We start from the raw sequence: 11,702 nt of genomic DNA on the forward strand, positions 1-11,702 counted from the left end.
TTTGTCGTTGTGCCCGATCGGCGCTATGGCGTAACATTATTTACTCGATATTCCACGCGGCGGCAGGAGGAGGCGCATGGCCGAGAACCTCGAGAGCGCTCAGGGCGCCCACGCAGACGACCCCATCTTCCAGCAGGAGCAGGCTCACCTCTCCGAGCTCTACGCCAAGCTGCTGCAGATCCGCGACGAGATCTCCGAGGACCTCGAGAGCAACCACCGCGGCGCCAAGCAGGACCTCATCGACATGTCCGAGGAGGTGCGCCTGGACTTTGGCGGCGCGGACGAGACCATCGAGACGCTCGCCGCCATCGAGACGCTCAACTCCGTCATCGACGCCTACAATCAGTACCACGACTTCAACGTGGACAAGCTGCGCCGCGTGATGCTTCTGCTCATGCAGCCCTACTTCGCGAAGGTCACGCTCGAGATGCGCCCGGGCCGCCCGCCGCGCGACGTCTACATCGGCGCCGCGGGCATGACCGACGAGCGCAGCCGCCCGCTCGTGGTGGACTGGCGCTCCCCCGTCGCCGAGACCTACTACAACCAGGAGATGGGCCCCACCTCCTACCAGGTGGACGGCAAGACCCGCACGGTCAACCTCACGCTGCGCCGCCAGTTCGACATCGTGCGCGACCAGCTCAACATGTACTTCGACACCACGATCGCGATTCAGGACTCGCTGCTCCTGGGCGCCCTCAAGAAGCGTCACACCGAGAAGCTCCAGGCCATCACGGCCACCATCCAGCGCGAGCAGAACGAGGTCGTGCGCCATGACGACGTGCCCGTCCTTCTCGTCAACGGCATCGCGGGGTCGGGCAAGACGTCGGTGCTGCTGCAGCGCATTGCGTTCCTGCTGTACCGCGAGCGCGCGACGCTCTCCCCGGACCAGGTGTGGCTCTTCACGCCCAACACCGTCTTCGAGAGCTACATCGACACCGTGCTGCCCTCCATGGGCGAGGCCAACCCGCAGACCGTGACCTGGCGCGCGTTCGTGGAGGCGCAGGGGGCCGGCGAGCGCGACCTGGGCCTCGACACCGACCCGGCCTCGCTGCGCCGCCTCGAGGCCGCAGCCGCCGACCTCGTGCTCGAGGCTGACGACCTGCGCGAGATCCGCGAGGGAGACGAGGTGCTGCTCAAGCCGGGGCAGATCCAGGGCGCCGTCGAGAAGTTCTCTCAGTTCCCGGTGGGACCGCGCTTCACCGCGCTCGTGAAGGACGAGCTGCACAGCCGCCTCGAGCGGCGCTTCACGCAGATGTCCAAGAGCGAGGAGCTGCAGGAGGAGATGCTCGAGATGGACATCGAGCAGCAGGTCGAGGTCTTTGGCGAGACCATCTCCCCCGACGACGAGGCGCAGACCATCGAGTACGCGCGCCGCCTCGTGGAGTTTCGCTACGCGGGCGCGCACGAGCGCATCGAGCGACTCGAGTGGCTGCGCTTTGACCGAATCGGCATGCGCATGCTCGGCGCCAACGCGCTCTCCGCGACGGAGTGGCTGTTCCTGCGGCTCCTCTTTACCGGCACGGGCGACAAGAGCGCGCGCTTCGTCATGCTCGACGAGGTTCAGGACTACACCGAGGCCCAGCTCATGGTGCTTGCGCGTCACTTCTCGCGCGCGCACTTCCTGCTGCTGGGCGACGAGCACCAGGCCATCTTCGAGGGAACGGCCACCTTCGACCGCATCGCGGAGATCTTCCGCGAGACCCACGGCAGCGTTGACGAGTGCCGCCTGCTCACGAGCTACCGCTCCTCCCCGGAGATCACGGCGCTGTTCACCGGGCTTCTCGAGAAGGACGAGCAGCTGCGGCTCACCTCGGTACAGCGTGCGGGCGTGGAGCCCGTCATCCGCTCGTTCGACGACCGCGAGGAGTACCTCGAGGCCCTGCGCGCCGCGGTGGCCGAGCCCGGCGAGGGCCTCACCGCCGTCGTGGCCGAGAGCGACGCGCGCGTGAGCTGGCTTGCCAAGCAGCTCGGCGACACCGTGACGGTCCTGGGCAAGCACGCGGCGCTTCCCGCCGCCGGAACGGTGCTGCTGCCCCTGCGCGTCGCCAAGGGCCTGGAGTTCGACCACGTCATCGTGCCCGACGCGCAGGCCGAGGTCTACCCTGACGCCCCTCTCGCGCGCCGGCGCCTCTATACCGCGCTCTCCCGCGCCATGCACCGCGTGACCGTGCTCGCCCAGGGGCCGCTCACCCCGCTTCTGCGATAACGGCACCTACCGGCTGGAGCTGATAGTCACGTCAGGTTGACAGTCACGTCAGGTTATATTGTCACACCTCAGGCGCGTGACAATATAACCTGACGTGACTGTCAACTCGGCGACCGCAGGGAACGTGAGACAATAGGGCAACAACCGGCGCAGGCGAGGAGGTCCCATGTTCAGCCCCTTCCGCAGCGAGCAGGGCGCGCCCAAGACGATCGCCGAGGTCGAGTATCCCGACCTCGAGCAGCTGCGCGACCTCGAGGAGGGCTTCGCCCTCGAGCTCAAGCAGACCTTCTCGCCGAGCGTTCGCCGCAAGATACCCAAGATCGTCGCCTCGTTCGCCAACTCGCGAGGCGGCTGGCTCGTCATCGGCATATCGGACGCCGAGAAGGACGTGTGCCCGGTACCCCGCCCCGGGGCAGACGTGAGCCAGGTCGTCGGCGAGCTCTGCCGGCGCCACGTCTCCCCCGCCCCGCGCTTCTCGGCGCGCTTCCTTCCCGATCCCGCCTCGCCTGAGCAGGGCGTCATTCTCGTCCAGGTCCTCGAGGGGGACTTCCCGCCCTACGTGGCCGACGGCATCGTGGAAATCCGCGAGGGCTCCACGTCCGGTCCCGCCGCGGGCACGGCGCTCGTGGACCTCTACGACAAGGCCACGCGCCGCCGGCTCGAGGTGCGCGCCTTCTGCAAGCGTACCGTCTACTATCCCATGCCCGACGCCCGTCGCAGGGAGCTGCCGCTCTTCAACCTCTACCTCTTTAGGATGGGGCGCGACTCCGAGGAGGCCTTCTCGCGCGACCGCTCCAACGAGACCGCCGCAGCGATGCGCGTGGCGTTTGGACAGCAGGGGCTCGACTGCCGCATCCAGCACGCCCACGACAGCCTCGTCTTTCGCATCCCCGCACGCGACGAGACCGTGGTGCCTCACTCCGCGATCGAGCTCTTCCCGGACGAGTCGATGAAGCTCTCCGTGCCGGCAGTCCTGCTCGAGGGGCGGGAGCGCGACCGGGCACTTGCCACGATGACGCGCCGCGCGCTCTTCCCGCCCGCCGAGGGAGCGCGCCTCATCGACGCCGCGGCGACGCTCAGCCGCGTGAAGCGCATGGCGACGCTGCTCGACCGCTACGTGCGCGTGCGCGACATCCCCTGGCAGGAGTACGCCGTGGCCTACGAGCTCGAGAACATGGCCGGCGTGACCCTGTGGTCCGACGACGAGACCTATCTCCGCTATGCTGAGAAGCACGGCGTTCTCTACTGCGCGACCACCGACTGCCTCTCGCGCGTACGCTATCTCAGCGACGGAGCACACGACACCTTCCGCGCGCGCCAGTTTGCGGGGAGCCACTTCTTCGAGGCCTGCGGCCTGCCGCTCGGCTCGCCCGATCCCGAGGACAACGAGCTCGTGGACGCCCTGCTCCGTTCCTGAGCCTGTGAATTGAGGGCAGTCCCCGTGCGGTTGACGATCACGCCAAGTTGACAATCACGTCAGGTTATATTGTCAACCGCGCGGGCTGACAATCACGTGTGGTTGACAATATAACCTGACGTGATTGTCAACCTATGCGTAGCGACGCGCCATCGCCACCGTCTCGTCCAGATACCAGCCACCAAAGAGCACGCAGTGCAGAAGCAGCGGCGCCAGCTGGTGGAGGCCCACGCGCTCCCGCCAGCCATCCGCAAGTGGCGAGGCCTCGTCATAGCCGAGAAGAACCTCCTCCAGCAGCGGGTGCCCAAAGAGCGCGAGCATCGCGAGGTCCGTCTCAGCATGGCCGCCGTAGGCCATGGGGTCGATCAGGACGCTGCCCGTCGGTGCGGCACGATTGCCGTCCCAGAGCACGTTCCCGGACCAGAGATCGCCGTGAAGGCGTGCGCAGGGCACGCCCGCCGCACGCACGAGCTCGGGCTGCGGCGCATCAAACTCCCCTGCCGTCAACCGCGCGGCCACCCGCTCAAAGAGCCGCAACTCAGATGGGCCAAACTCACCGCTATCGACAAGGCTGCGCACGTAGTTCATGACGCGATGCTCGGCGAAGAACGCGCCCCAGCTCGCCGCGGCATCCTCGCGCGCCACGTAAGGCGTGCGGGCGCGCCCGCACCACGGCTCTCCCGTCCAGCCCTCCGGGGCGCAGCCGTACCACGACGCGCCCGCGGCATGCATGCGCGCCAGCGCCGCGCCCGTGCGCCGAGCCGCCGCGACCGAGGGCGCCCCGGTCCTCACGCGCTCCTCGACGAGCTGGTCCTCGCTCACGCTCAGCACGCGCACGACGCGGACCCCGCCGTTCTTCTCGGCCTCCGCAAGCCAGCGCAGCGCCGCCGCCTCACCCGGAAGGTTGTCCCCGTACCCAGCGGCCTTCACGAACGTCTCCTGCATCTCCGCCCCCTTTGTGCAGCTTTTCTAGCCTCCTGAGGTCCACGGGTACAATAGTGCCCCAAGCAGACGACCGAAAGGACCAGCATGGCCGGCAGCATCAACTATCAGCTCGCGCGCTTCGAGGCGTCGTACGGCACCGTGGCACAGCTTCCCGCCTCCACCACGCCCGAGGTGGCGGTGGCCGGCCGCTCCAACGTGGGCAAGTCGTCGCTGCTCAACAAGCTCTTCAATCGCAAGGGTCTGGTCAAGGTCTCGAGCACGCCCGGCAAGACGGCCAACATCAACTTCTTCGACGTCGACGGCATCCGCTTCGTGGACCTGCCCGGCTACGGTTTTGCCAAGGTGTCGCAGAAGGAGAAGCAGCGCTGGGCCAACCTCATCTCCGGCTACTTTGCGCAGGAGCGCAGCTTCAACCTCGTCATCGCGCTCGTCGACATCCGCCACGACGCCCAGAAGCTCGACCACGAGATGGTGGGGTTTCTTCTCGAGAGCGAGCTGCCCTTCGTGGTGGCGCTCACCAAGGCCGACAAGCTCGGTCGCTCGAAGCAGATGCAGCAGGCCGCGACCATTGCCAAGCAGCTCGGCATCGACCGCGAGCAGGTCGTGATCACCTCGTCCGAGACCGGTCAGGGCATCGACGAGCTCCGTCGCCGCATCGCCGACGCCTGCCTGTGAGCTCGGGGCGGGCTTTCTGCTGATTGGGGATGCAAATTGGGGACGTGTTATTTCGTGCAGACGAAACAACGTCTGCACGAAATAACACGTCCCCAATTTGCATCCCCAATCAGCAGAAAGCCCGCCCCGAGCTCACAGAACGCCGAGGTGCTCGAGCAGGACCTTGAGGCCGATGAGGATCAGCACGACGCCGCCCACGACGCTCGCGGGCTTCTCGTAGCGCGCGCCAAAGAAGTGCCCCACCGCCACGCCCGCAAACGAGAGGCAGAACGTGATGACACCGATGAGCGAAACCGACGCCACGATGTCCACGTTGAGCGCCGCGAACGAGATGCCCGCCGCCAGGGCGTCGATCGACGTCGCCACCGCCAGCACAAGAAACTCGCGCAGGTCGATGCCGCTCGTGTCCTCGCACCCGCATTCGTCCTCCTCGTGGAAGGCCTCCCAGAGCATCTTTCCGCCGATGAAGGCGAGAAGGACAAAGGCCACCCAGTGGTCGACCGGCTCGATCAGCCACATGAACTGCGTGCCCAGCGCCCAGCCCATGAGCGGCATGAGCGCCTGGAAGCCCCCGAAGAAAAGCGCCAGCACCGCGGCCGTGCGCAGGTTGAGCTTCCGCATCCCCAGGCCGCGGCAGATCGAGACCGCAAACGCATCCATCGACAGCCCCACGGCGATGAGCACCAGCTCGACGATTCCCATGACGTCCCCTCTCCTTGGCGTCAAACAAAAAGACTCGCGACAAGGGCACTCACCCTCGTCGCGAGTCTCGTTGATTAAGGCGCGCCAGGCGTTTTCCGCCAGCGTGTTGACGCGCCGCACGCCTTCGCGGCGTGCCACTACTCCCTCGTGGACGGCCATCATAGCACAGGGGCGCCGCGCAGGGCCGCGGCGGAGCGGGCGCGGCGGGACGGCACGCGCATTGCCTACTCGGCGGACTTGAGGGCGCCGACCATGTCGATGCGGTCGAGCGAGCGATTGGTGATGAGGTTCACGGCCACCGTGAACACGAACGCCAGCACCGCGGAGATCACGTAGGTGAGCGGGTCCACCACCACGTCGAAGTACAGCGACGGCATCCGCAAGATCCACGTGAGCGAGCGCGCGAGGGCATAGCCGAGCGGCATGCCGAGCACCACGCCGATGCCCGTGAGGATGATCGTCTCCTTGTTGATGTAGCTGTGCACCTCGGGTCGCTTGAAGCCCAGGACCTTGAGCGTCGCGAGCTCGCGCTCGCGCTCGGAGATGTTGGTGTTGGAGAGCGTGAAGACCACGGTGAACGCAAGGGCGGCGGCAAGCACGATGACCACGTAGACCACGGTGTTGATGAGCGTGAAGGCGCTCGAGAAGTCGCGCACGAGCTTGGCCGTGGATACCACCGAAAGCAGGCGGTCGTCCTGCGTGAGGCGCTCGGAGAGCTCGATCTGCTCCTCGCTCGCGCCCGCAAGATGGGCGAGCACGCCGTTCATCTCGCACTTCTCGCCAAATGCCGTCTCGTAGGCGTCCGCGGTCATGAAGATCGTGTTGCTCAGGTAGTTGAGCGCGATGCCGTCCACCCGCACGGCCCCCTCGGCGAGCGCGGAGTCCTGCAGCGCCAGCTCGTCGCCCAGCGCAAAGCCCATGACCTGCTCGGCGTTCTTGGTAATCACGGCACCGTCTTCCGTGAGCTCGAGCTCGCTGCCGCCCTCGTCCTCGAGCTGCGTGTAGCCCGCGAGGTCGGCGGCCTCGGGCATCACCACGAGCTGCACGGTCTCCTTGTCGTCGCCGTAGCTCACCGTGAGGCTGTCGATGTAGACGCGAATGAGGTCCTCGACCTCGGGGTCGGCCTCGAGGTCGGCCACCACCTCGTCGAGGTGGTCAGCGGAGCTCACAGCCATGAGGTCGTAGCGGGTCACGCCCGCGTCGCCGTACTGGCGCGGCGAGAGCGAGAGCACCGTGTCGCGGATGCCAAAGCCCGTGATGAGCAGCGCAACGCACCCCGCGATGCCAAAGGTCGTCATAAGGAAGCGCCGCTTGTAGCGGAAGAGGTTGCGCGCCGTGACCTTGTTGAGGAAGCTGAACCTGTTCCAGACGGGCGCGATGCGCTCGAGCAGGATGCGCGAGCCCGCGCGCGGCGCCTTGGGCCGCATGAGCTCTGCCGGGGACTCCTTGAGCTCCTGGCGGCAGGTGAGAACCGTCGCGCCCACGATGCCCAGCGCAAAGAGAGCGAAGGCCACGGCAGAGCTCGCCACGTCAAAGCCGTACATGAAGCCCGGCAGCGCATACATGGTCGAGAAGATCGTGAAGATGATGGCGGGCAGCACGACGAAGCCGAGCACGTTGCCCACGATCGCTCCCACGACACAGGCCGCCAGCGCGTAGAGCGCGTACTTGGAGAGGATGCGGCCGCGCGAGTACCCGAGCGCCTTGTAGACGCCGATGAGCCCGCGCTCCTCCTCGACCATGCGCGTCATGGTGGTGAGGCTGATGAGCACCGCCACCACGAAGAACACGACGGGAATCACGGTGCCGATGGCCTCGATCGAGGAGGCGTCGGAGTCCACGCTCGCGTAGCTCGAGAGGCTCGAACGGTCCTGGACGTACCACGTGGCGTCAGGCAGGTCCTCGATCTCGGCGCGCGCGTCGGCGATCTCGGCGAGGGCGTCGTCGCGCTCGGACTCGAAGGTGGCGCGGGCGTCGTCGAGCTCAGCCTGGCCGTCGGCGATCTCTGCCAGGGCATCGTCGAGCTGCTGCTGCGCGTCCGCGAGCTGCTCCAGGGCCTCGGCGCGCTGGCGGTCGAGCTCTGCCTGTCCCTCCTCGAGCTCCGCCCAGCCGTCCGCAAGCTCGCGCTCGCTCTGCTCGAGCGTGGCCTGAGCGGAGACAAGCTGGTCATAGGCGTCGCGCAGGTCCTGCCAACCCTCGTCGATGATGGCCTGCTGCTTGGAAAACTCCGTCTCGGCAGTGGTCTTTGCCTGCTCGATGCCGGCGTCAAGCTGCGCGAGACCGTCGTTTGCCTGAGCGAGGCCCGCCGCGGCCTGGACGCGGCCGCCTGCCAGCGCGGCGGCGCTCTGCTCGCTCGCGGGGTCGGCAGAGCCCAGAGCGATGATCTGCTGGAGGCCCGCCTGCGAGCTCTCGAGGCTCGCGAGCTGCCCCTGGATGGTCTCGACGCCCTGCTGCGCGGCGTCTCGGGACGCCTGGAGCTCCGCGCGCTGCGCCGTGAGGCCGGTGAGCGTGGCCTGCAGCTGCTCGCGCTGGGCGAGAAGCGCCTCGAGCTCCGGGCTCCTCTGCGGCGCTGCCGCCTCGGCTGCCGCGCCCACCTCGGGCCCCTCCGCGCCGGACGCCTCCTCGGGCTCCTCCGCGCCACCCGTCTCGCCGGGAGCTTCCGGCTCGCCCGTCTCGCCCTGCTCGAGCGCCGCTATCTGCGCGTCAATGGCGTCGAGCGCCGCCTGGGTCTGCCCGATGCCCGCGTCGAGCTCTTCGAGCGCGGCGTCGATGGTCGCGATCTGGCCCGTGAGCTCCTCGGCCTGTGCCTGGAGCTGACCGGACATCTGCCCCAGGGACTCCGAGACGGGCGTCAGCGCGGAGGCCGCCTGGCCCATCGCGCCCGAAAACGCGCTGACCGCCGTCTCGGCGCTGCTCTCGTCCGCTGTCTGCACCTGCTCCCAGGCCCCGCGCACCTGCGCCGCGACGCCCGAGAGCGCCTCGCCGGCCTCGGGCAGCGAGCCCGCCATCGCGTCGAGCCCGTCGGCCATCTGGATGACGCTGCCGTCGAGGGTCGCTATGGTCTGCGTCAGGCTGTCCACGGTCGCCTCGACCTCGGCGCGCTGCGCCTCGAGCTCCGCGATCGTCGTGGCGTAGAACTCGTCGCGCGCTGCGTCGAGCTGCGCCTGACCGTCCCTCAGCTGCTGCTCGGCGCCTGGGAGCGCCGCGTTGTACTCCTCGATGCCGGCGGCGAGCTCGGCCTTTCCGTCGGCGAGCTGAGCGGCTCCGTCCTCGAGCTGCGCGCGCCCGTCGTCAATCTCCGCCTGGGCGTCGTCGAGCTGGCCCAGCGCGTCGGCGCGCTGCTCGTCAAGCTCTGCCTGACCGTCGGCCACCTCGGCGCGTCCGTCGTCGAGCTCCGCCTGGCCGTCGGCGATCTCCTGTTCGGCATCCGCGAGCTCCTCGAGCGCCTCGGCCTCCGCCTCGTCGACCTCCTCGGTGGCGTCCGCGCGGATGCCCTCCCCGCGCACCCGCTCGCGCTCGCCGCGCGCGTCCTCGACGCGCTGCTTCACGGCGTCGACGATCTGGTCGTACTCGTCGGAGTAGCACAGCGGCTCGCTCGCGCCCTCGACGATGAGATAGGCCACCGTGTACGCCTCGGCCGTCGCGCATTCGGGCGTCACGAAGAACGAGTACTGCGACCCGCCGCTCGAGCGGAACGACATCGTCCCCTCGCCGGCGTTGACGTCCATCGGGTCGAGCACCGACCCCACGATCGTGTAGTCGCGGCGCTCGAAGACCTCCGTCGAGCCGGAGTCGAGCGCGTCGAGTCCCTCGTCCTTCTCGCCCTCTGCGGCGTCCTCGTCGTCATCGGCGCCGTGGAAGGTCACCGTGTCGCCGATGGTAAGGCCGGAGTCCTTGAGGTAGCGCTGCGTGACGGCGATCTCGTCCTCGCTCTCGGGCAGGCGCCCCTCGAGCACGAGCGGCTCGTTCATGCCGGAGGGCGAGAGCGCCTTGACGTCGACCTTCTCGGAGACCGAGCCCACCGTCGTGTAGGCCGTCTCCACGTAGCCGCCCTCGGCGGCCTCCACGCCCTCGAGCGCGGCGAGCGCCTCCACGTCCTCGTCCGTGAGGCCGAGGGTGGACTGCACGCGCACGTCGAAGAGGCTCTGCTCGTCAAAGAACGCGTCGGCCGAGTTGCGCAGGTCCACGCAGGAGGCGCGCAGGCCCGTGAGCATCGTCACGCCGAGCGCCGTGATCGCGGCGAGCGCCACGAAGCGCTTGAGGCTCCCGCGAACCGTGCGCAGGATGTCGCGCGTGAAGGCGCTCTGTGACGCGGCCGACGACATGGCTACCACTCGATCTCTGCGATGGGCGTGGGGTCGTCGTTGGTCGTCATGCTCGTCACGCGTCCGCTCTTGAAGCGGATGAGACGGTCCGCCATGTCCGCGAGCGCCGCGTTGTGCGTGACGATGATGACGGTTATGCCCTCGTTGCGGCACATGTCCTGCAGGAGCTGCAGGATCTGCTTGCCCGTCTGGTAGTCGAGCGCGCCGGTGGGCTCGTCGCACAGAAGCAGCTTGGGGTTCTTGGCCATGGCGCGCGCGATGGAGACGCGCTGCTGCTCGCCGCCGGAGAGCTGCGCGGGGAAGTTGCTCAGGCGCTCGGCCAGGCCCACCTTCGTAAGCGTCTCCGCGGGGTCGAGCGAGTCGGGGCAGATCTGCGTCGCAAGCTCCACGTTCTCGAGCGCGGTGAGGTTGGGCACGAGGTTGTAGAACTGGAAGACAAAGCCCACGTCAGCGCGGCGGTACAGCACGAGGTCGTTCTCGCTCGCACCGGAAAGGTCGCGGCCGTCCACGCGAACGGTGCCCGAGGTGGCGCTGTCCATGCCGCCCAGGATGTTGAGAGCCGTGGTCTTGCCCGCGCCCGAGGCGCCCAGGATGACGGCGAGCTCGCCCTGCTCGACGGTGAAGCTCGCACCGTCGAGGGCGTTGATCTTGGCGGACCCCTCTCCGTAGGTACGCACGACGTCTAGGAAGTCTATGTAGGCCATGCCGGCTCCGATTGCTCGACAGCGTGTTGTCTAATCGAAGTATACTGGGGTTGGCGGGCGATAAGAACCACCGCTCGACACGCGGCGCGCAAGTGTCGTGGAAAAGGGACCGCTCCCGTTCCGCATTTCCAGAGATGGAGGGCGCCATGAGAAAGCAGCCGCAGGTCACGGAGCAGACAAGGGCCAATCTCCGCCAGGCGTTCTGGGAGCTCTACGCCGAGAGGCCCGTGGAGAAGATCTCGGTCCGTGAGATCACCGACCGCGCCGGCTACAACCGCGCGACCTTCTACCTCTACTACCACGACGTCTACGAGCTGCTGGCAGAGATTGAGGACCAGGTGCTTGGCGTCATTGAGCGCCTGGTGAACGAGCGCCTGCTCAAGGGCGACCGCCTCGACTTCTCCCAGCACATGGGGCTCATCCTGCGTCTGGCCCAGCGCTCGCGCGACTACACGCGCGTCCTGCTGGGCCCGCACGGTGACCCGGCGTTCACCCAGCGGCTCAAGGGCATCCTGAGCCCGCTCATCGACCGCTTCTTCCTTCCCGAGGAGCCTCTCGGCCAGCAGGCGGAGCATATCGTGCGCGAGTTCTACCTCTCCGGCATCGTGGCCACGATCCGCACCTGGACCGCCGAGGAGGACCCCATGCCCATAGAGCAGCTCATCGGCGTCATCGTCAACGTCGTACTATAGGGTCCGCCCGCCAGCCGCCGACCGCCCCCGCGAGCC

At 67.8% G+C, this 11,702-nt stretch carries 8 protein-coding genes; 4 read left to right on the top strand and 4 right to left on the bottom strand.

Features of this window, described 5'->3' with window-relative positions; genetic code table 11:
• Positions 1-76: 76 nt before the first annotated feature.
• Together B5F85_RS04500 and B5F85_RS04505 are read left to right on the top strand one after the other, a co-directional pair.
• Positions 77-2,206, top strand: coding sequence for an ATP-binding domain-containing protein (locus B5F85_RS04500; RefSeq protein ID WP_087314802.1), 2,130 nt, complete (start codon positions 77-79; stop codon positions 2,204-2,206).
• 166 nt (positions 2,207-2,372) lie between these two features.
• A complete protein-coding gene (locus tag B5F85_RS04505) occupies positions 2,373-3,623 on the top strand; it encodes an ATP-binding protein (protein ID WP_087314804.1) in 1,251 nt (416 codons plus the stop codon).
• Positions 3,624-3,755: 132 nt separating this feature from the next.
• On the opposite strand, the gene B5F85_RS04510 is transcribed toward B5F85_RS04505, so the two are convergent.
• Entirely contained in the window at positions 3,756-4,568 is an 813-nt protein-coding gene (locus B5F85_RS04510; RefSeq protein ID WP_087314806.1) for a fructosamine kinase family protein, read from the bottom strand.
• A gap of 84 nt (positions 4,569-4,652) precedes the next feature.
• Here B5F85_RS04510 and yihA point away from each other — a divergent pair, with 84 nt between their 5' ends.
• Entirely contained in the window at positions 4,653-5,243 is a 591-nt protein-coding gene (gene yihA, locus B5F85_RS04515) for a ribosome biogenesis GTP-binding protein YihA/YsxC (RefSeq protein WP_087314808.1), read from the top strand.
• A 132-nt stretch (positions 5,244-5,375) separates the two neighbouring features.
• Here the strand turns inward: yihA and B5F85_RS04520 are convergent, their stop codons facing one another.
• From B5F85_RS04520 to B5F85_RS04530, 3 genes are all read right to left on the bottom strand, one after another.
• Positions 5,376-5,945, bottom strand: coding sequence for a manganese efflux pump MntP family protein (locus B5F85_RS04520; RefSeq protein WP_087314810.1), 570 nt, complete (start codon positions 5,943-5,945; stop codon positions 5,376-5,378).
• 224 nt (positions 5,946-6,169) lie between these two features.
• Positions 6,170-10,270 (bottom strand): FtsX-like permease family protein, encoded by a 4,101-nt coding sequence (locus tag B5F85_RS04525; RefSeq protein WP_087314812.1) that lies wholly within the window; start codon positions 10,268-10,270, stop codon positions 6,170-6,172.
• A 2-nt stretch (positions 10,271-10,272) separates the two neighbouring features.
• Positions 10,273-10,974: an ABC transporter ATP-binding protein gene (locus tag B5F85_RS04530; RefSeq protein WP_087314814.1), complete on the bottom strand. Its 702-nt coding sequence runs from the start codon at positions 10,972-10,974 to the stop codon at positions 10,273-10,275.
• 146 nt (positions 10,975-11,120) lie between these two features.
• Here B5F85_RS04530 and B5F85_RS04535 point away from each other — a divergent pair, with 146 nt between their 5' ends.
• Entirely contained in the window at positions 11,121-11,666 is a 546-nt protein-coding gene (locus tag B5F85_RS04535) for a TetR/AcrR family transcriptional regulator (RefSeq protein ID WP_087314986.1), read from the top strand.
• The last annotated feature ends 36 nt before the right edge of the window (positions 11,667-11,702 follow it).

The sequence above is a fragment of the Olsenella sp. An293 genome (assembly GCF_002159495.1).
In the GTDB taxonomy this organism is placed as follows: Bacteria; Actinomycetota; Coriobacteriia; order Coriobacteriales; family Atopobiaceae; genus Thermophilibacter.

Excerpts from the sequence above, each read along its gene's own strand:
- B5F85_RS04510 (WP_087314806.1), bottom strand. The coding sequence starts at position 4,568 with ATGCAGGAGACGTTCGTGAAGGCCGCTGGGTACGGGGACAACCTTCCG.
- B5F85_RS04535 (WP_087314986.1), top strand. The coding sequence starts at position 11,121 with ATGAGAAAGCAGCCGCAGGTCACGGAGCAGACAAGGGCCAATCTCCGC.
- B5F85_RS04500 (WP_087314802.1), top strand. The coding sequence starts at position 77 with ATGGCCGAGAACCTCGAGAGCGCTCAGGGCGCCCACGCAGACGACCCC.
- yihA (WP_087314808.1), top strand. The coding sequence starts at position 4,653 with ATGGCCGGCAGCATCAACTATCAGCTCGCGCGCTTCGAGGCGTCGTAC.
- B5F85_RS04525 (WP_087314812.1), bottom strand. The coding sequence starts at position 10,270 with ATGTCGTCGGCCGCGTCACAGAGCGCCTTCACGCGCGACATCCTGCGC.
- B5F85_RS04530 (WP_087314814.1), bottom strand. The coding sequence starts at position 10,974 with ATGGCCTACATAGACTTCCTAGACGTCGTGCGTACCTACGGAGAGGGG.
- B5F85_RS04520 (WP_087314810.1), bottom strand. The coding sequence starts at position 5,945 with ATGGGAATCGTCGAGCTGGTGCTCATCGCCGTGGGGCTGTCGATGGAT.
- B5F85_RS04505 (WP_087314804.1), top strand. The coding sequence starts at position 2,373 with ATGTTCAGCCCCTTCCGCAGCGAGCAGGGCGCGCCCAAGACGATCGCC.